The 19,114-nt window shown below is 70.5% G+C and carries 18 protein-coding genes; 6 read left to right on the plus strand and 12 right to left on the minus strand.

All coding sequences use genetic code 11. The features are described from left to right. Positions 1–231: 231 nt before the first annotated feature. Positions 232–456 carry a hypothetical protein gene (locus tag ACQE3L_RS09875; protein ID WP_426963607.1) on the minus strand — a complete coding sequence of 75 codons (225 nt, stop codon included), beginning with the start codon at positions 454–456 and terminating at the stop codon, positions 232–234. 251 nt (positions 457–707) lie between these two features. Here ACQE3L_RS09875 and ACQE3L_RS09880 point away from each other — a divergent pair, with 251 nt between their 5' ends. Beyond that, positions 708–2,468, plus strand: coding sequence for a glutamate--tRNA ligase (locus ACQE3L_RS09880; protein WP_426963608.1), 1,761 nt, complete (start codon positions 708–710; stop codon positions 2,466–2,468). A gap of 170 nt (positions 2,469–2,638) precedes the next feature. Here ACQE3L_RS09880 and ACQE3L_RS09885 read toward each other — a convergent pair whose 3' ends face one another. Both ACQE3L_RS09885 and ACQE3L_RS09890 read right to left on the minus strand, forming a co-directional pair. After that, complete coding sequence (locus ACQE3L_RS09885; protein WP_426963610.1) at positions 2,639–3,253, minus strand: hypothetical protein; 615 nt, start codon at positions 3,251–3,253, stop codon at positions 2,639–2,641. Between the two features lie 142 nt (positions 3,254–3,395). Continuing rightward, complete coding sequence (locus ACQE3L_RS09890) at positions 3,396–4,145, minus strand: DUF5058 family protein (protein WP_426963611.1); 750 nt, start codon at positions 4,143–4,145, stop codon at positions 3,396–3,398. A 251-nt stretch (positions 4,146–4,396) separates the two neighbouring features. Here ACQE3L_RS09890 and ACQE3L_RS09895 point away from each other — a divergent pair, with 251 nt between their 5' ends. Both ACQE3L_RS09895 and ACQE3L_RS09900 read left to right on the plus strand, forming a co-directional pair. Beyond that, positions 4,397–5,839 (plus strand): MATE family efflux transporter, encoded by a 1,443-nt coding sequence (locus ACQE3L_RS09895; RefSeq protein WP_426963612.1) that lies wholly within the window; start codon positions 4,397–4,399, stop codon positions 5,837–5,839. Positions 5,840–5,941: 102 nt separating this feature from the next. Then, the gene (locus ACQE3L_RS09900; RefSeq protein WP_426963613.1) at positions 5,942–6,898 is read left to right on the plus strand and encodes a biotin--[acetyl-CoA-carboxylase] ligase; all 957 of its coding nucleotides are present in this window, start codon (positions 5,942–5,944) and stop codon (positions 6,896–6,898) included. A gap of 67 nt (positions 6,899–6,965) precedes the next feature. Here ACQE3L_RS09900 and ACQE3L_RS09905 read toward each other — a convergent pair whose 3' ends face one another. From ACQE3L_RS09905 to ACQE3L_RS09920, 4 genes are all read right to left on the minus strand, one after another. After that, the gene (locus tag ACQE3L_RS09905; protein ID WP_426963614.1) at positions 6,966–7,475 is read right to left on the minus strand and encodes a universal stress protein; all 510 of its coding nucleotides are present in this window, start codon (positions 7,473–7,475) and stop codon (positions 6,966–6,968) included. Between the two features lie 88 nt (positions 7,476–7,563). Then, positions 7,564–8,664 (minus strand): HNH endonuclease, encoded by a 1,101-nt coding sequence (locus tag ACQE3L_RS09910; RefSeq protein WP_426963615.1) that lies wholly within the window; start codon positions 8,662–8,664, stop codon positions 7,564–7,566. A gap of 136 nt (positions 8,665–8,800) precedes the next feature. Beyond that, entirely contained in the window at positions 8,801–10,120 is a 1,320-nt protein-coding gene (locus ACQE3L_RS09915; protein WP_426963616.1) for a hypothetical protein, read from the minus strand. Next, on the minus strand, positions 10,117–10,488 hold the full coding sequence (locus ACQE3L_RS09920) for a phage NrS-1 polymerase family protein (protein ID WP_426963617.1): 372 nt from the start codon (positions 10,486–10,488) through the stop codon (positions 10,117–10,119). Before ACQE3L_RS09920 ends, ACQE3L_RS09915 begins: the two co-directional genes overlap by 4 nt. A gap of 131 nt (positions 10,489–10,619) precedes the next feature. Here ACQE3L_RS09920 and ACQE3L_RS09925 point away from each other — a divergent pair, with 131 nt between their 5' ends. Together ACQE3L_RS09925 and ACQE3L_RS09930 are read left to right on the plus strand one after the other, a co-directional pair. Beyond that, complete coding sequence (locus ACQE3L_RS09925; protein ID WP_426963618.1) at positions 10,620–11,117, plus strand: hypothetical protein; 498 nt, start codon at positions 10,620–10,622, stop codon at positions 11,115–11,117. Then, a complete protein-coding gene (locus tag ACQE3L_RS09930) occupies positions 11,114–12,865 on the plus strand; it encodes a M56 family metallopeptidase (RefSeq protein ID WP_426963619.1) in 1,752 nt (583 codons plus the stop codon). The genes ACQE3L_RS09925 and ACQE3L_RS09930 overlap by 4 nt, the downstream gene beginning before the upstream one ends. Positions 12,866–12,888: 23 nt before the next feature. Here ACQE3L_RS09930 and ACQE3L_RS09935 read toward each other — a convergent pair whose 3' ends face one another. The 5 genes from ACQE3L_RS09935 to ACQE3L_RS09955 all read right to left on the minus strand — a co-directional run bounded on the left by ACQE3L_RS09935 (position 12,889) and on the right by ACQE3L_RS09955 (position 17,774). Then, positions 12,889–13,857 (minus strand): HhH-GPD family protein, encoded by a 969-nt coding sequence (locus tag ACQE3L_RS09935; RefSeq protein WP_426963620.1) that lies wholly within the window; start codon positions 13,855–13,857, stop codon positions 12,889–12,891. 153 nt (positions 13,858–14,010) lie between these two features. Further along, positions 14,011–15,351 (minus strand): class-III pyridoxal-phosphate-dependent aminotransferase, encoded by a 1,341-nt coding sequence (locus ACQE3L_RS09940; protein WP_426963622.1) that lies wholly within the window; start codon positions 15,349–15,351, stop codon positions 14,011–14,013. A gap of 86 nt (positions 15,352–15,437) precedes the next feature. Then, the gene (locus tag ACQE3L_RS09945; protein WP_426963623.1) at positions 15,438–16,757 is read right to left on the minus strand and encodes an MgtC/SapB family protein; all 1,320 of its coding nucleotides are present in this window, start codon (positions 16,755–16,757) and stop codon (positions 15,438–15,440) included. A 91-nt stretch (positions 16,758–16,848) separates the two neighbouring features. Continuing rightward, entirely contained in the window at positions 16,849–17,124 is a 276-nt protein-coding gene (locus ACQE3L_RS09950; RefSeq protein ID WP_058366900.1) for a PadR family transcriptional regulator, read from the minus strand. Between the two features lie 503 nt (positions 17,125–17,627). Continuing rightward, positions 17,628–17,774 (minus strand): hypothetical protein, encoded by a 147-nt coding sequence (locus tag ACQE3L_RS09955; protein ID WP_426963624.1) that lies wholly within the window; start codon positions 17,772–17,774, stop codon positions 17,628–17,630. A 166-nt stretch (positions 17,775–17,940) separates the two neighbouring features. Between ACQE3L_RS09955 and priS the strand changes: the two genes are divergently transcribed. Continuing rightward, entirely contained in the window at positions 17,941–19,104 is a 1,164-nt protein-coding gene (priS, locus tag ACQE3L_RS09960) for a DNA primase small subunit PriS (protein WP_426963625.1), read from the plus strand. The last annotated feature ends 10 nt before the right edge of the window (positions 19,105–19,114 follow it).

The raw sequence follows: 19,114 nt of genomic DNA on the forward strand, positions 1-19,114 counted from the left end.
GGCGGCGCGGCCGCGGAACCGCACGGCACCGCAGGCGGCCGCGCCGCCGCCTCCCTCGCGCACGTTCCTCGCGCGCGCCGACCGCCTCCGCACCGCCGCGGTCACTGGCGGCCACTGGTGATCACTGGCGGCCGCTGGTGATCACTGGCGGCCACTGGCAGTCGCTGATCCGGGCGCGTGATCGGTCCCTCAGTTGGTAGCGTACTGAGTACCGACCCCTGACGCCGGGGGCTACCGCCGTCGGGTCGACCCGAACTCGCCCGCGAGTCGCAGCAGGTACCACAGCAGCGCGAGCGCGACGAGGAGGCCACCGCCGAGCGCGGCCCCGACCCCCGCCGGTGAGGCCCCGACCTGAAACGCCACCAGCCCCGCGGAGGCGGTGACCAGCGCGACGAAGGCGACCTTCAGCTTCGCGTTTCCGGCGGCGCGGTCCTCGTCGCTCAGCGGGCCGACCATCAGCGCGGCCTCCCGGTGGATCCCCCGCGTCCGTCCGGCGTCGTCGCGTCCGCGTTCATGCCCTCCGATTCGGGCGGCGCGGGCTAAAACCCCGCGACCCGCGCCGGCCGCGGAGCACCGTTCGCTCGGCCGCGGAGCACCGTTCGCTCGGCCACGGAGTGCCGTTCGCTCGGCCGCGGTGGGGTCGGAGTCGGAACGGAGCAGCGGGCGTTCCACGCTCCTTTTTACGAGTCCGGGCGAACGGCCCGCTAATGGACGATCAACTCCGCGAGCGCGTCCGCGAGGCGGCCGAGACGGCCGCGCTGTTCAACGCGCTCAAACACGGCAGCGACCCGGACGTGGGCGCGATCATGGGCCCGCTGATGGGCGAGAACCCCGACTTCCGCCCGCACGGCGACGAGATCCCCGGCGTCGTCGCGCCCGTGGTGAACGAGATCGCGGGCATGGACGAGGCCGAGCGCCGCGAGCGGCTCGGCGAGCTCGACCCCGACGCGCTCGCGGAGCTGGAGGCCGAGGACGAGGCGGACGAACACGAACTGCCCGACCTCCCGAACGCCGAGGCGGGGGAGGTCGTCATGCGCGCCGCGCCGAACCCCAACGGCCCGTGGCACATCGGCCACGCGCGGATGCCCTCCGTCATCGGCACCTACGCCGAGCGCTACGACGGGGAGTTCATCTGCCGGTTCGACGACACCGACCCCGAGACGAAGCGCCCGGACCTGGACGCCTACGACGCGATCCTCGACGACATCGGCTACCTCGGCTTCGAGCCGGACGTGGTCCTGAAGGCCTCGGACCGGCTGGAGACCTACTACGAGCACGCCCGCGAGCTGATCGACCTGGACGGCGCCTACACCTGCTCGTGTCCCGCCGAGGAGTTCCGCGAACTGAAGGCGGACGCGGAGCCGTGCCCCCACCGCGAGAAGGACGCCGCGACCGTCCGCGAGGAGTTCGAGGCGATGATCGCCGGCGAGTACGACGCCGGCGAGATGGTCCTCCGCGTCAAGACCGACATCGAGCACAAGAACCCCGCCCTGCGCGACTGGGTCGCGTTCCGGATGGTCGACGCCGCCCACCCCCGCGAGGAGGCGGCTCACTACGACTGCTGGCCCATGCTGGACTTCCAGTCCGGCGTCGACGACCACCTGACGGGCGTCACGCACATCATCCGCGGCATCGACCTGCAGGACTCCGCGAAGCGCCAGCGGTTCGTCTACGACTACTTCGGCTGGGAGTACCCCGAGGTGCTCCACTGGGGCCACGTCCAACTCGACGAGTACGACGTGAAACTCTCGACCTCCACGATCAAGGCGCTGATCGAGGAGGGCGAACTGACGGGGTGGGACGACCCGCGCGCGCCGACGATCAAGTCGGTCCGCCGGCGCGGCATCCGCGGGCAGGCGCTCGTGGACGCGATGACCGGGCTCGGCATGTCCACCTCCGACGTGGACCTGGCGATGTCCTCGGTGTACGCCACCAACCGCGAGCTGATCGACGACGCGGCCGACCGCTACTTCCTCGTGCGCGACCGCGGCGACGACCCCGCGATCGAGCGCGAGATCGCGGGCGGCCCGGACGCCGGCCACCCGCCGCGACACCCCAACCACGAGGACCGCGGCCGGCGCGAGATCCCCGCCGGGACGGTGCTGATCGAGGAGCGCGACCTCCCCGCCGACGGCGACCGCGTCTGGCTGAAGGGGTACGGCTGCGTCCGCGAGGCCGACGGCGCCTTCGAGTGGGTGAGCGACGACATCGACCTGGTCCGCGAGGAGGGCGTCGACGTGATTCACTGGGTCCCCGCCGCGGAGAGCCTGGTCACCCGAATGCGCACCGTCGAGGGCGACGTGCTCGGCTACGCCGAACCGGAGGTCGCGGACCTCGAGGTGGGCGAGTCGATCCAGTTCGAGCGCGTCGGCTTCGTGCGCGTCGACGCGTTTGACCCCGCGCCAACGCCCGAGGACGGCGGCCCGACCGGCGAGGAGGACGTGGTCGTCTACTTCAGCCACGACTGAGTTCGAAGGCGACCGCGGCGCCGTCGCCCGCGGCCGCGGGAGGGCACTCGTCGTCTCGAAGTAAGGGTATCGAGGCCAACACATCTCGCCGAAGCGAACACCGCCCGGTCCGCGATGGGACGGCGGAGATCCGACGCCGGTCGGTTCGCTGACAGAGCCCGACGGCCCCGTCAGCTGTCGACCTGCTCGGGCGGCGAAAGCATGCCGCGTTGCCACATCCACCGTGCCGCGGCCGTCGTGCCGAACACGGAGACGATTATCACGGCATAGAGTGGGTAACTCGGAAGGAACGACAGATATCCGAGTTCCAGGAGGACCGTCATGAGCAGCGCTATCGAGAAGCCGATACCCGCGACCTTCGGGTAATCCCGGCCGAATTGTGCGAAGATGGCACCGAAGACCGCCGGGACGAGATACGACTCGAGCGCGTTCTGCCACAGTTCCGGAAGCGCCTGAAACACCGAGACGAGCGTCACCGAGCCGACGCCCAAAACGGCCGTGTTGACGAATATCGAGGCGGCGATCGCGACCGTCGAGATGATGCTCGCCCGGGACGTCCCCGTCTCGATGTCCGTCGCCTCCTGGGCAGCCGCCGCACAGGGCAACCGGAGGTTCGAGATGTTCCCCGACAGGAACGCCATGTACGTTCCGGGAATCCCCAGTACGGGATAGTACGACACCGGCTCGATGAACCAGGCCCAACCGAACGTGACCGCCACCGAAACGAACGCACCGAGGATCGCCGCTCTCGGAGGCATGATGTCGAAGACGGTCAGCAGCGCCACCGCCGGCCCCAACGACAACGCGACTGCGAGGAGGTTGGTTCGCCGCCCCCACTTGTTGACGTAGGGAACGAAGCTGTCCTCGTAGACCCCGCCGTCGGACGCCTGAGACCCGCCGTCTCGCTCGCTGTGTCGGCTCCCCATGTCACCACCAGCTCCCGACGGCCACCTGGATCGCGACGCCAGTCAGTAGTCCGACGAGCATGGCCACGCCGAGCGCCCATTCTCTGACCCACTGCACGCTTCGACTGTCGGCGACGTACAGCAGTGCGAGCATCGCGAGCCCCCCGACGGCAGCGGAGCCCGTTTCCGGGGTTCCGGCGGTGACCTCTCCGCTCAGAAAGTACGCGAACGCCCCCAACATCGCCGCAGCACTGATGACCGGAACGAGCCGCTCGTTGCCGTTGCTGATCCTCGTTCTGACGGTCTCCATGTGTCTGGTGCCGAACGCCGAGACGAGCAACCAACCGGTGCCGCCGAGCGTCATCGCCCACACCGCCGTGGCGTAGGCCTCCTCGGAGATCCCCTCGTCGCCGAGGCTGTAGCCGTACTGACTGACTCCCAACTCGGCGGCCGGGAGTTCGAACGCCACCGACCCGATCACCGTGAGCCGCATCCACGCGACGGGACCGCCCACGGTCGCGATCAGCGCCAACATCCCGGCCAGCACCGCGATCGACGGGCCGATCGCGGAGATGAGCCCCGTTTTGAACCCGGTCTTCAGCTTCCGCTCGGGGATCCCCATCTCCTTCCCGTCGCGCCACGCGCGACGGAGGAAGATCGCGGCCTGTAGCAGCACGACCGACACGACGGGCACCGTCGACAGCCACAGCCATCGACTGTTGGCGACGTCCATGTATGCTGGCGCAAGCGAGACCAGCTCGTATCCTACCATAGCGGTCGACCGTGCACAAAAAGAACAGAAATGCCTGTGGGATCGCGTTAAATTCGGTGGTGAAAGGGGACGATCCGCGGGCAACGGGAGGGATACTGCACGGTCCGATCCCTCGCGGTTCCGAAGCCCACCGTGGAGAGCGACCATTCGGAAACCCAACCACTTTTACTGACTGACCGGTTAGTCAGTCACAACTCGATGACTCGATCGACACGCCGGCCGTCCCTCCGGGCCGGCTTGGAGGGCAGACGGTGAGCTTTCGCGAACGCGTCGGGAGCCTGTTCAAGGGCCGCGAGGAGTTCGACCTGACCGAGGGAGATATCGGGAAGCCGCTGTTCTACCTCTCCCTGCCCATCGTCGTCACGAACCTGCTCCAGACGGCGTACAACCTCGCGGACACGTTCTGGCTCGGCCGATACAGCACCGAGGCGCTGGCGGCGATCAGCTTCGCGTTCCCGATGGTGTTTCTGCTCATCTCGCTGGGCATGGGGATCTCGGTCGCGGGGAGCGTGCTCGTCGCGCAGTACACGGGCGCGGGCGCGGAGCGCGAGGCCGAGTACGCCGCCTCCCAGACGGTCGGTTTCGCGGTGATCGGCTCGCTCCTGCTCGGGGCGGTCGGCTACTTGCTGGTCGACGACTTCCTCGCGCTGATGGGTGCCTCCGACGCGGTGTTGCCCGGCGCGACCGCCTACATGCAGGTGATCTCCGCGGGCCTCGTCTTCATGTTCGGCTTCTTCGTGTTCATCGCGCTGATGCGCGGCTACGGTGACACGATCACGCCGATGCTCGTCATGGCCGGGTCGGTCGGCATCAACATCGTCCTCGACCCGTTCCTGATCTTCGGCTGGTGGGTGTTCCCGGAGCTGGGCATCGAGGGCGCCGCGGTCGCGACCGTCTTCTCGCGGGCGCTCGCGCTGGTCGTCGGCCTCTGGGTCATGTTCGCCGGGCGGCGGGGCGTGAAGATCCGCCTCTCCGAGATGCTGCCCGAGATGAACTACGCCCGGCGACTCGTCCGGATCGGCGCGCCCGCGTCGATAGAGGGGACCGGCCGCGCGCTGTCGATAAACGCCCTGCTGTTCATCGTCGCGATGTTCCCCGACACGGTCGTCGCCGCCTACGGGATCGGGACGCGCGTGTTCTCGGTCGTGTTCCTGCCGGCCATCGCGGTCGCGCGGGGTGTCGAGACGATGACCGGACAGAACATCGGCGCCGGCAATCCCGACCGCGCCGAGCGGGCCGCGGACCTCGCCGCGAAGACCCTGTTCGGCATCCTCGCGCTGGTGGGCGTCGTGACGTGGTTCGCCGCCGGCGCCATCGCGAGCGTCTTCTCGCCCGACCCCGAGGTCGTCGCGGTCAGCGCGGAGTTCCTGCGATACGTCGCGTTCTCGTTCGGGTTCATCGGCGTGATGCGGGCGTACACCGGGAGCTTCCGCGGGGCCGGCAAGACGCTCACCGCGGCGGCCATCTCCGTGCTGATGCTCGGCGTCATCCGGCTGCCGGTGGCGTGGTTCGCGGTCGGGCCGTACGGCGAGACGGGCATCTGGATGGCGTTCGCTGTCTCGAACGTCGCCGGCGCCCTGATCGCCTACGCATGGTACCGCCGCGGAACGTGGCGCGAGGGCGACCTGACCGAGCCGGACGTGGTCGACGACGACGCGATTCCCGGAGACGACGGCGTCGTCACCGACGACTGAGTCGCCCCGGGCTGTCCCCGCTCGACCGGTTTCGGCCGATCGGCTCCGCTCGGTCGACCCGCCGGCCGCAACCGCTTTTTCCCTCCCCGACTGACGCGGCCCATGGACACGCGCCGCGCGCTGCTGGACGCGCTGGAGGAGGGCCCCGTCTCCGGCCCCGCCCTCGCCGACCGCCTCGGCGTCTCCCGCGCCGCCGTCTGGAAACAGGTGGAGGCGCTCCGCGAGGCCGGGTTCGCGGTCGAGAGCGGCGAGGAGGGCTACGAGGTCCGCGACGTTCCCGACTACGGCGGCGACGCGATCGCCTTCGGGCTCAAGGCGCCCTACGAGGTCGAGTTCCACGAGACGCTCGGCTCGACGAACGACCGCGCCCGCGAACTCGCCGAGGGGGGCGCCGGGGGGGTCGCCGTCGTCGCGGCCGAACAGACCGGCAGCCGGGGCCGGCTCGACCGCGAGTGGGTCTCCCCGCCGGGGAGCGTCTCGCTGTCGGTCCTCGTCCGGCCCGACCTGCCGCCCGCGCACGCCCCGGTGATTACGCTCGCGGCCGCGGTGGCGACGACCGAGGCCGCCCGCGAAGCCGGCGTCGACGCGGCGATCAAGTGGCCGAACGACGTGCTCGTCCCCGACCCGGAGAGCGGCGAGGCGGGCGACCGCGGCGGCGCCAAGCTCGCGGGGATCCTCACGGAGATGGAGGGCGAGGCGGACCGCGTCAACTGGCTGGTCGTCGGGGTCGGCGTCAACGCGAACGTCGACCCCGAGGCGCTCCCGGTCGACGCCACGAGCCTGCGGGCCGAAGCCGGGGCGGACGTGGACCGCCGGGCGTTCGTCCAGCGCCTGCTCGAACGCTTCCACGACCTGACCGCGGACCCGGACGCGGTGCTGCCCGCGTGGCGGGAGCACGCGGCGACGCTCGGGCGGCGCGTCCGCGTCGAAACTCCCGGCGGCGTCGTGGAGGGCGAGGCGGTCGACGTCGAGTTCCCGGGGGCGCTCGTCGTCGAGACCGACGACGGCCGCGAACGCGTGCTGGCGGGCGACTGCGAACACCTCCGACGGGCGGAGTGAGACGCGGCGGCCGAAATGAGAACTGGGGAACGGAAAGAGCGGGAGGACGCACCCGAGAGCGACGCGTCTAGCTGCTGCTTGAGGCCTCCGGCCCCGCGGCTCCCTCCTCCGAGGTCGCAGCCTCGGCCTCTCCGTCGCCATCGCCGACCCGGACGGTCAGCACGGGAACGCTGGACCCGCGGACGACCTTCTCCGCGACGCTGCCGAGCAGGAGGCGATCGATGCCGCCGCGGCCGTGGGTCCCCATCACGACCACGTCACAGCCCTCGTCCTCGGCGTAGCGGATGATCTCGCGGCTCGGCGACCCCTCGACGACCGCGGTCGTCACGTCCACGTCGAAGGAGTCGCCCAGCTCCCCGACCGTGTTCACGGCCGCCTTGGCGTCGGCGCGCAGCAGGTCGTCGACCCCCTCCCAGGAGGTCTCCATCGGCATCCCCGCGTAGCTCGCTGTGTTTATCACGTAGAGGGCGTGGACGTCCGCGCCGTGTGCGGCCGCCAGCTCCAGCGCGTGCGCGACCGCTCGCTCCCCCTCCGGCGATCCGTCCGTCGGAACCAGAACCCGCTCGTAGAGCGCCATGGTATGTCAAACCATGATAGATGGCTCGGAGATATAACTCTTTGCACGCTTTGCCGGTTCCTGCCGACGATGGGGGCGAGAGCGCCCGTCAGGAGCTCTCGCTGCGCTCGTCGACCACCGCGTCCGTCGGGTCGGCGGTCGCGTCACGGTAGATCGCGGGGGTCCGGAGCAGGAGTCCGACGAGCAACGCGGTCACGAGCACGCCGGCCACCGACCCGCCGCCCGGGAGGAGGTCCGGGCGGAACAGCGCGAGCAGCACGGCCGGGACGACGCCCAGTTTCGCGGAGCCCCAGCCGAAGTAGCGCGCGGCGTCGAGCGCGTACTCGGGCGCGGTCGCGGCCGTGAGCGGCGGCGGTGACACCGGTTTCTCGACGCGGACCCGGGCGCCGTCGGGGTGGTCGAGCGACACGCGTTCCCCCGTCGACTCCCCGGCGCCGTCGACGATCTCGAGGTCGCTGACGGTGCCGTCCGCGGAGTGGTACACGTCGAGCCCGTCCGCGGCGTCGTCCGCGGGTTCCACGGTCGAGACCTCGGCATCGCTCTCCGCGGTGAGGTCGACGCCGCGCGAGGAGATCGCCCCGAGCAATCCCGTCGCCCGCGGCCGGACGGCGACGCGGTGATACGCCGACGTGCGCGGGACGAAGTCGTTGTCGAGCAGCAGTCGGTGCAGGGACGACTCCGCCCGCCGGGCGGTTTCGGCGCTCGTCGGAACCGTGTAGGCCGTGACCGCGTTTGCGTTCTCGTCGGGGGCGCTGAACGCCGTCAGTCGCCGCACGTCAGTCGCGAGGTCGGGCGCGTCGATCGGCTCCCTGATGACGGAAACGCGGTCGTCCGCGTACTCGTTGGGGAACAGTTCGGCGCGCCCGGCGGTGCCGCTGATCGCGTCCACGTCCGGATGCATCAGCGCGTGGCAGTCGCCGCACAGGCCGACGAGGTTCTCGAGCGCGTTCGAGCCGCCGTCCGCGAGGTGGACGACGTGATGGACCTCGTTCACCGAGGCGTCGCCCTTGTACGTCCCGCAGCGTCCGCACTGGTACTTCTGGCGCTCCCAGACCGCCTCCCGCCGCTGTTCCCAGTCCGGCGGATAGCGGCCGTTCCCGTAGTGGGACTCCCGCTCCCCGTAGCTTCCGGGGTCGTCGTACCTGCTCTCGATGCCGTGGTCCCGGTACGCCGTCGAGGATCGACTCACGGTTTGTACCCCTCCGTTGCCCCACCGGTGGCTAAAGCCTGACTCACGACCCCCACGCTTGCCGTCAGTTCGCGAGCGGTCGCTCCCGGGGGACCGGCGGTGACCGAACTCCCGACCGCGGTCGGCGGTCGCGGGCTCACCGCTCGACCTCCCGGCCGAACGGCTGCACCCGGTAGCGGTCCTCGCCGCGGGACGCCGGAATCCGGCCGATCCCCCGTTCCCCGGGTTCGAGCGTCAGGGCGACCCCCTCCGGGAGGAACGGCCAGTCGGACGCGGTGGGTCGGTCGGCGTGGAACTGCGCGGCCCCGCGGAACGTCCCCGGCGCGTCCCCGGTGTTCTCGACGGTCACCTCGACGACCGGGTCGCCGCCGTCGGCCGTCGCGTCGACGCGAGCGTCCACGAGGTCGAACGCCGGGAGCGCGGGCGCCTCCGCGTAGGACTCGACCACCACGTCGGCCGTCTCCCCGTCGAGGGAGATCGAGACGGTCCCCTCCGCGAGGGCGTCGTCCGGAAGCTCCTGTACCGCGGCGAGCTCGACCGTCTCGCCGGGCTCGACGACGTTGTTCGCGAAGGGCACCGCATCCTCGGGGATCACGAGCGCGGACAGGCCGTCGCGCAGCACCTCGCCGTCGACGGGGTCGGCCGGCTCGCCCCCGAGCCGCGCGTTCACGAAGTGGTTATCGGCGAGGACGCTCCCGAACCCGACCGACCGCTCCGCGTTGGTGTTAGTGACCGCGAACCGATGGACGAGGAGCGCGTTCCCCTCCTCGGCGGACAGGAGGCCCGTCGCCTCCTCGGAGAACAGGCCGACGCCGCCCTCTTCCGTTTCGTAGTGGAGCGCGCGCTCGACCGACGGTTCGCGGGCCGCGATCTCGAAGCCGCCGACCTCGGAGGCGACCGCCTCTCCGGGAGCGAGGCGCCGGGGGGCGACGTCGATCCGGCGCTCGAACTCCGGGTGCTCCGGGGCGTCGGTCGTCACTCGCCACTCCCCGGCCGCGTTGACCCGAAGGCCGGCCTCGACGACCGTCCAGTCGCCGGACTCCACGTCGGAGACGCTGACAGAAACGGGAGCCGGCTCCGAAACGGTCGCCCTCGTCAGCCCGTCCTCCTCGCGGACCCGTTCGACCCCGACCTCGATCGACAGATCGGAGATGGCGGCGCCCCCGACGTTGGCAACGGCGACCTCGACGGGGAACTCGTCGAGGAACGCGATCGATTCGGCGTCGCCCGTCACGGCCGCGTCGAGCACCATCGGTCGGGGCTGTGCGTCCTCGTCGACGCTGAACTCGGGGAGCGCCGACTCCCGGACTCCCGCCTCGGTTTCGGCCGCGCCCGCGTTCCCGTCGGTCCCGGCCGAGGTACAGCCTGCGAGCAGCCCCAGGCCGGCGGCGGTCGCCGTCAGGCACGACCGCCGGGTCACTCCGTCGGTCGGTCCGTCGGTCGGCTCGGGACTCACTGCGACCCCTCCCCGTCCGCGGCGGTGTAGCCGGGGTCGTAACACTCGCGGCCGAGCAGCGCGACTGCCGACCGGACGAGTTCGACGAAGTAGGCGCGGTAGCGCGTGAGGTCGCCGGGACACAGCGCCGACCGCCGGAACAGCCGCCGGACCTGATCGGTGTCGTGGCGCGCCCACCAGATGAGGTGGTTGATAAGTGCGAGCCGCGCGTGGCGGGGCTTCTCGTACACCTCCCTGACGGCCGGCGACTCCCAGCCGTGGTCGAACAGCAGGTGGAACCGCCGACCGTTCTCGGCGGAGCGCGCCTTCCGCACCAGTTCGTCGTCCTCCAGCACCGAGATACCGAGTTCGGGTGGGTTCGTCGTCATGCACTCGGTGCGTGGGCCGCCGGAACGGTAAATACTGTCAATTTTTATAAATGTAATCGGCTCGCCGGCGTAAAGCGGCTCGCGCCGTGGAAGCATTTACGGTATCAGAATCGGTTGGGAATACCAAAGCGATGCAACACGACTGGACGATGTTCTACCAGGAGGAGGTGAAATCCGACCGGAAGATCCCGCTTCCGCCGGAGGTCCACACCGTCGTCGGTGACGACCACGAGGTCCACGGCCACTCGGTCTACTGGAACTACGAGCGGAACGCCGACTACATCGTCCTCTCACAGTACGCCCTGCGGGAGCCGAACTACGGCGACGTGACGCGAACGAAGGTGTACGGCGCCGACCACGGCGAGGAGGCGACCGGCTACATCCGGATCCCGGAGGGGCTCGACGAGCTCGTCCGCTCCAACTACCTCGAGGGGACCCGGGTGAACTACATGGCCTACGAGGAGATGCTCGCGGGGGACAACCCCACGGTGTTCCTGCTCTCGAACGCCCAGTTCCAGCGGCTGCTCCCCTCCGGCGTCCGCGCGTCGGTCGACGACCGCGAGGACGCGGACGACCGCGACCTCGAGGAGTCGCTGCTGAACCTGCCGGCGTTCCTCCCGTCGCCGTGACGCTCGCGCGGGTCGCCGGGTCGCTCGCCGGCCCGTGGGACCTGGTGCGCCGGGAACTCGACGCCGCGCTCGGCGAACCGACGCGCGAGAGCGGGAACGAGACCGAGCCCGAGTGGCGCTGGTCACGAGCCTCGCGGCTGTTCACCCTGCGCGCGAGCGCGAACCCCGCCGCGGGGCGGGTAGAGGTCGCGGTCGACACCCGCCTCCCGTACGCGTCGCTGGCCGCGCTGGCGGGCGTCCTCGCGGCCGCCGTTTTTCTCTCGCCGGCCCCTGCCGTCCCGCTGACGGGCGCCGCGCTGAGCCTCTGCCTCCTCCTGACGCTCGTCCCGCTCGTCCCCGGATGGGTCCACTTCCGGCGGTTCCACCGCCGGACCGGCTCCGTCGTCGATATCGACACCTACCGGATCACGCCGGCGGCGCTGCCGCCGCTCGGGGGGGTCCTGATCGGACTGTGGACCGCCGGAACGGGCGGCTTCCGGTGGCCGGTGCTGCTGCTATCGATGTTTCTGTGTGCAGTCTTCGCGTACGCCACTGCGCCCGGATCGGTGACGCTGCGACGGCAGTTCCCGGTGTGGGCGCTCGCCTTCTTCTCGGGCGTCCCGCTCCTGCTCACTGGCGGCAACGTCGCCCTACTCGTCGTCGCGTCGGACGCGGTCGGTCCCGCGGGCGTCGCCGCCCTGACCGCGGCTCTTGTCGTCAACACGCTCGCGGCGCTATACGCCTACGTGCGGCTCTGTCGGCGGTTCCTCGAGGGGGTCGACAGCGTTCCGAACCGACCGATCGACTCGCGTCCGCTCCGCGTGGCGTGGTTCGGGGCCTTCCTCACGCTGAACGTGCTCTCGGTCGGCGCCGTCGTCGCTTTCCTGGCCGGCACGTGGCCGGTCTCAACCGCGGCCGAATCGGCCGATCCGACCGCCGTCGCGACCGCCGCGACCGCCGCGTTCACCGCGGTCGGCGTGCCGTTCCCGCGGGCCGCGGCGCTCGTCGCGCTCGCGGTCCTCACGCTGCCGCTCGTCGGCCTACTGGGACTGTGGGGGGTCCACCTCGTCCGACGGATGCAGACGTACCGGACGCTCCGCGCTCGCACACGCCCGATCGAGTCGACCGAAATCGGCGTGGCGGGAGCGGCGGTCGGAGCCGAGAGGACCGTCGGGACCGGGGCGACCGCCCGGATGGGGTCGGAAAGCGGCGCGACCGCCGCCGTCGAGGCGGTCGAGGCCGGCGAGGGGAGCGTTCCGGTCCGCGTCCTCGCGACGCCGCGCGCCGTCGCGTTCGCGACCCAGTCCCTCCCCGGTCGCGACGCCATCGTCGTGAGCACCGGGTTGCTCGAGGAACTCACCGACGAGGAGGTCGCGGCCGTGATCGCCCACGAGGAGTATCACGTCCGAAACGGCGACCCGCGCTGGAACCTGCTCGCCTCCCTGTTCGGCGCCGCGGTCGGCGGCCGGAACGCCCTCGTCGTCGCCCGCGACTATCCGCGCGTGGAGCGTGAAGCCGACCGGCACGCCGCACGCGAACACGGAACCGAGACGTTCGTCCGGGCGCTGCGTCGCCTCGAGCGCCTCCGAGCGACGCTGCCACCCGCGGGCGGTGCGGGCGGCGCGGACGCCGAGCCGGCAGAGACGGGACCGCTCCCGCGGTTCCTCGCGGCCCCGTACCGCGTGCTGTTCGGGGCCGTCGTGCTGGAGAACGCCCACGCGAGCACGGACGAACGGATCGCGGCGGTGCTGGCCGACGAGGAGGGGTGAGGCGCCGAGACGGGCCCGGTCCCCTACGCTCGGAGCCGAACGGTCGCCTCCTCGCCGTCCCCCTCCACGTCGACCAGCCCGTCGTCCGCGAGGTCCTCGACCAGCCCGCGGAGCCACTCGCGGCCGTACTCGCCGCCGGGCGCGTAGTCCACGCGGACGCGCGGTCCGAGCTCGTCCAGCGTCAGCTCGTCGAACTCGCCGAGGACGCTCACCGCGCGGCCGCGCATCTGGCGCCGGCTCCCCTCGAACTCGGGCTGTTCGGGCACGTCCGGCGCGGTGAAGTCGCCCGTCTCGTAGGCGTGACACCAGCGCCGCCACGGACAGCCCGCCTCGTCGCACCGCGGTTTCGTCCCGCAGGCGACGCCGCCCAGTTCCATGATCGCGTTGTTCCAGACGCGGGACTCGCCCTCGGGCATGAGCAACGACGCGACGCGCTCGAACGCGTCGTCGTCGTCCGGCACGGCGAAGGCGCGGTGGAGCACCCGCTTGACGTTCGTGTCGACGACCGCGTCGCCCGCGTTGAACGCGAAGGAGGCGACCGCGTTCGCGGTGTAGGGGCCGACGCCCATCAGCTCCTGCAGTTCCTCGGGCGTCTCCGGGAACGTCCCGCCGTGCTCCTCGAGGACCTGCGTCGCCGCCTCGTGGAGGTACTTCGCGCGGTTGTTGTAGCCGAGCGAGTGGCTCGACCAGAACGCCACCACCTCGCTGCGGTCCGCGGCCGCCAGGTCCTCGATCGTCGGCCACTCGTCCAGGAACGCCTCCCACGCCGGCACCACGCGGTCGAGCTGGGTCTGCTGGCTCATCACCTCGCTCACGAGGATCTCGTAGGCGTCCTCGGTTCGGCGCCACGGGAAGTCCCGGTGGTCGTCCTCGTACCACGCGGTCAGCGCCTCGCGGACCGCGTCGCGGTCGTCCGGCAGGGCCGGCGCGTCGCCGTCCGCGAGGGCGCTGCCGTCGCCGTGGGTCCCCGCGGTCGCGCCGTCTTCGTTCATGGTCGCGGATCGGACCGGCCGCGGTTTAGCGGTGCTGGTTCGGGCGGGCTGTCGGCGGAGTCGTCGCCGGGATCGGTCGCCGGCCGTGCTCCGCCCCGTCGCCGGGATCGGTCGCCGGCGGCGGTCCGCGCCGTCGCCGAGGCCGGGGCCGGCTCAGACGGCGTCCTCGATGGCGGCCGACAGCAGTTCGCAGCCGAGTTCGATCTCGCGTTCGGTCACGTCCATCGGCGGGAGGATCCGGAGCACCTTGTAGCCGCACGCGAGCGTGAGCAGGCCGTGCTGGAGCGCCGCCTCCAGCACGTCGTCGCGGAGGGCCTTGCTCTCGAACTCCACCGCGAGCATCAGTCCCTTGCCGCGCACGTCGACGACGCCCTCGTGGTCGGCGTCGCGCATCGTCTCGAGGAACTGGCGACCGCGGACCGTCGCGTTGTCCATCAGGTCGTGCTCGTGGATGGCGTCGAGCGTCAGCGAGCCCTGCAGCGCGGCGATCACGTCGCCCGCGCCCCACGTCGAGGAGAGTCGCCCCTTCTCGTCGGGGAACACGTCCGAACGCGAGATGGTCGCACCGACGCGGAGCCCCTTCGCGCTGGTGATCACGTCCGGCTCGATGGGGTAGTGGTCCGAGGCCCACATCTCGCCGGTCCGGCCCACGCCCGACTGGATCTCGTCGGCGATCAGCGTAATGTCGTGTTCCTCGGTCAGTGCCGCGACCTCCTCCATGAAGGCGTCGGAGGGGAACCGGTAGCCGCCCTCGCCCTGGATCGGCTCCATGATGAGGTACGCCACCTCCTCGGGATTGATGTGGCCGCGGTCGGGGTCGATCTTCCGCCGGAGCCGCGAGACGCCGTCAGCGAAGAAGCCGCACGAGCAGGACGCGGGGTCACAGCCGGCGTCGTCACAGAAAGGCACGTCGTGGACGCCCGAGATCTCCGGGAACTTCCGGCGGTAGACCTCCTTCGAGCGGTTGAGCGAGAGCGCGCCGAGCGTGCGGCCGTGGAACGCGCCCTCGAAGGTGATCGCGTACTTCGCGCCGCCGCTCTCGTCGTAGGCGATCTTGATCCCGTTCTCGACCGCCTCCGCGCCGGAGTTCGACAGGAACACCATGTCCATGTCGTAGTGGTCGGTCGCGGCCGTCAGCCGGTCCATCAGGCCGGCCGGGCCGGGGAGGGGGTCGCCCGGCGACCCGCCGCCGGAGACGTAGAAGTCCTGTCCGGCGATCTTCAGGGGGTCGACGAGGTCGAACTCCCGGAGGTCGTCCATGATCTTCGGGTTGTTGTAGCCGAGCGGCGCGGCCGCGACGTGGCTGGTGAAGTCCATGAGGACGTTGCCGTCCACGTCGGTACAGAAGGGTCCCTCCGCCGGCGCGGAGCGGTCCCACACGAAGTCGTAGACGTAGGTGCTCGGCGCGGCGGACTCGTGGTGGTACTCGACCCACTCGCGGGCCCGCGGGCCGGGGAACGCCTCGACCTCGGGGCGTGCGGTGTTCCTGTCCATGCCGATCCGTGTCTCGCGAGGGGGAGTTAAATCCGGGCCTCACACCGGAACGTTGGAGAGAACTGCAACCGACACCGGCCGGGGGCTCAGAGGAGCACCATGGCCGCGGTCGCCAGGAAGCCGACCGCGAGCGTCACGGCGCTCCAGACGCCGACCCGGCGGAGAAAGTCCCGCGGTGCGCCGGCCGCGAGGAGCACCTTCACGAGGATGCTCGCGGCGGTCGCCAGCAGGATCGCGATCACGGCCTCCTGGCTGCCGATGGTTCCGCTCCGGTACAGGAGCACGGCGGAGGTGGCGACGCCGGCCGACGAGACCAGTCCGGAGACGAGCGCGCTGACGAAGAGGCCGGCCGCCCCGAACTCGGACTGCGCGACCGACGAGCCGGCGAGGATGAACAGGAACACCGAGCCGAACGCGAGCGCGTTCCGCATCGAGAAGGGGTTCTCAAGTTCCATCTCGATCTGCGCGTCCCACTCCGCGACGAGGTAGGCGATGACGACGCTGGCGACGATGATCGCGCCGAGGGGGACCGCCGTCTCCCACAGCACCGCGGAGCCGACCGTGACCGTGAACGCGACGGCGATGGCGAGGTTCCGCAGCGCCATCGCGGCGTTGGACAGCAGGACGCCCGCGACGCCGTAGTTGGTGCTTTCGGGGTGGCTCTTGATGTGGTCGAGCATCGCGCCCACGACCGCGGCCGAGGAGGCGAGGCCGCCGAAGAAGCCGGTGACGGCGATGCCGCGGCCGCCGTAGGTCCGCACCAGCACGTAGTTGGCCATGCCGATGGCGGCCACGGTGACGACCATCAGCCACGCGACGCGCGGTTCGAGCGGGACGCCGAGCACGTCCACCTGCCCGGTCGGCAGCAGGGGATAGATCACGAACGCGAGGATGGCGAACTCCGTCGCCGACCGGATCTCCCGGCGCGAGAGGTTGCCCGCGAACGAGTGCAGCTCCCGCTTGAGCACCAGGAGGGTCGAGGAGAGCACCGACACCACGACCCCCTCGAGGACGAACCCGACCGCGACGAGCACGCCGACGCCGTACGTCACGAGCAGGGAGACGGTGGTGGTAAGCGCCAGCGGGCTGTGACCGCCCTGCCGGAGCCCCTCCGCGGACAAAAGCACGCCCAGCGTGAGCGCCGCCACCGCTCCGACGACGACGAGGAGCCCGCCGAACGAGGACTCCAGCGCGATCGTGGTGAACACCGCCGCGAGCAGGCTGGTCAGCGAGAAGGTCCGGATCCCGGCGTCCTTGTCCGACCACTCGCGCTCCAGTCCCAGGAACAGCCCCAGCGCCGCCGCCAGCGCCAGCCGGACCACCGGCTCCTCGAAGGAGACGCCGAAGAACGTCTGTGCCGGCGCGGGGAGGAGGGACACCGCGCCGGTCGCGACCGCGTCGATCATGGAGACCGCCTACTCGGTCGGGGGGCATAAGCGCCCGGTCTCCGGGGACGGACTCCGAGAGAAGGTTCGCGGGCGGCGTGAAACGTCCGGATCAGGCGTCGACGTACTCCGCTTCCCACTCCTGGCGCGCCTCGATCTCGCGGCGGCCCCGACGGGTCAGCGTGTAGTAGTTCGTCCGCCGGTCGCGCTGGCCCTTCTCGACGAGCCCCTTCTCGACGAGCGTGTCGAGGTTCGGGTAGAGGCGCCCGTGGTGGATCTCCTTCTCGTAGTAGTCCTCCAGTTCGTCCTTGATCGCGAGACCGTGGGGTTCGTCGAGACCGGCGATCACGTAGAGGAGGTCACGTTGAAAACCTGTCAAGTCGTACATTGGCGTGGTCGTGCCGAACGTTCTTGTCGAGATACCATAAAAATATCGTTCTAAACCCTCAAATACGGCCTTAGACCTCACGTAAGGGCACAATACCGTTCGGTATTTCTGTCATACAGACCGAGAATACTGGTGGCACGACGTGAAGGGAGACCGGTATTACCTTCCTTCGGAGAGATCTACGAACGGGGACGAACGGTCGAGTCGCTCGGCGGAGTGATCGGTTCGGGGCGGGTCGACGGAGCGGCCGCTCGGAGTCAGTGGGTCGATGCAGCGACCGCCCGGAGTCAGTTGGTCAACGGAGCGGCTGCTCGAGGTCAGTAACGTCGAAAAGGCCGCGAACCCACGGTGAAAAGAGCGTGGGTTCGCGGCCCTCGAATTGGTCCCCGCTGACGCTTCGGCCCTCCAAGACGAAGCGTCACCAGCACGTACCGGAGGCGAAGGAATAAACCTGTCGGGCGTGCGTCCCGCTCGCATGGACGCGACCGTAGTGGCCGACCGCGCTAGATGTGTTCCTCCTCCAACACCCACCCGAGGGCTCGCTTGTAGTAGGTAAACATCTCTCGGACCCCATCGTGACGCATCTCCTCGTCGTCGAGCTGTTCGGCCAGGAACTCGTACTGCTCGCGGATCTCCGCCTCGTCGCGCATGGTCGCCGGTTCGAGCCCCGTGCCGTTAGCCGCTGTGGTCGGTCGCGGGACGCGCCGAACCGCCGTGTGCGGGGCGTGACGGACCGCCGTCCACGGTCGTCACTCGGAGGACGGCGGCCGCGAACGGCAACGCCTTTCACCCGACCGCGTCAAGCGAGGGCGAGCGATGGACGACCGCACGCGCGAGTACCTCCGGGGCCGGTTCCGCGACTACTACCGGAGCGTCTCGCCCTCGCCGCCCCCGGACGCCCACGAGCGGGAGTGGGGCCACATCCCGTGGACCACCGGCACGGGGACGACGATGGTGCGCCACCAGTCGATGCTGGATCTGGGCGACCTGGGCGCCTTCTTCGCCGAGACCGCGCCCAGACACGCCTACTTCTCGGCGGCCCGCTACGACGACCCCGGCGCCTCGACGATGGGCGGGAAGGGCTGGCGCTCGGCGGACCTCGTCTTCGACCTCGACGCCGACCACCTGCCCGGCGTCGACCCCGCGGAGACGACCTACGCCGAGATGCTCGCGGCGTGTAAGGACGCGCTCGGACGCCTGCTGGAGTTCCTGGAGGACGACTTCGCGTTCGAGGACCTGGAGATCGTCTTCTCGGGCGGGCGGGGGTACCACGTCCACGTCCGCGACCCGGAAGTGCTGGACCTGGACAGCGATGCGCGCCGCGAAATCGTCGACTACGTCCGGGCGATCGACCTCGACACCGAGAACCTCGTACACACGGTGTCGGCCGACGGGACCACCCGTCGCGTCCTCCGCAGCGAGGGCGGATGGGGCAAGCGCGTCCACGAGGCGCTCGTCGACTACGCCGAGGAGCTTCGCGGGATGGACGACGACGCCGCGATGGAGAAGCTCCAGGAGCTCGACGGCATCGGCGAGGGGCGCGCGACGACCATCCTCGGCGCGTTCCGGCAGAACCCCGAGGCGCTGGAGCAGGGGAACCTCGAGGCGGGCGGGCCGGGCGTCCGCCGGCTCGCGGAGGCGCTGACCGCGCGGGTGACCGCCACCGAGACGGCCCCCATCGACGAGCCGGTGACGACCGACACGCGGCGGCTCATCCGACTCCCGGGAACCCTCCACGGCGGGAGCGCCCTTCGCGTCACGCGGATCGACCGGGGGGATCTGGCCGACTTCGATCCCCTCGTCGACGCGGTGCCGGAGCGGTTCGAGGGCCGCGAGATCGCCGTCGAGTGCGACGCGGAGCGCGAGGTCGTCCTCGGCGGCGATACATTCATGGTGCAGCCGGGACGAAACACGCTCCCGGAGTACGCGGGCCTGTTTCTGATGGCCCGCGGCGACGCGCGCAAGATACCCGAATCGTGACCACACCACA

Source organism: Haloparvum alkalitolerans, from assembly GCF_050122995.1.
GTDB classification, from domain to species: Archaea; Halobacteriota; Halobacteria; order Halobacteriales; family Haloferacaceae; genus Haloparvum; species Haloparvum alkalitolerans.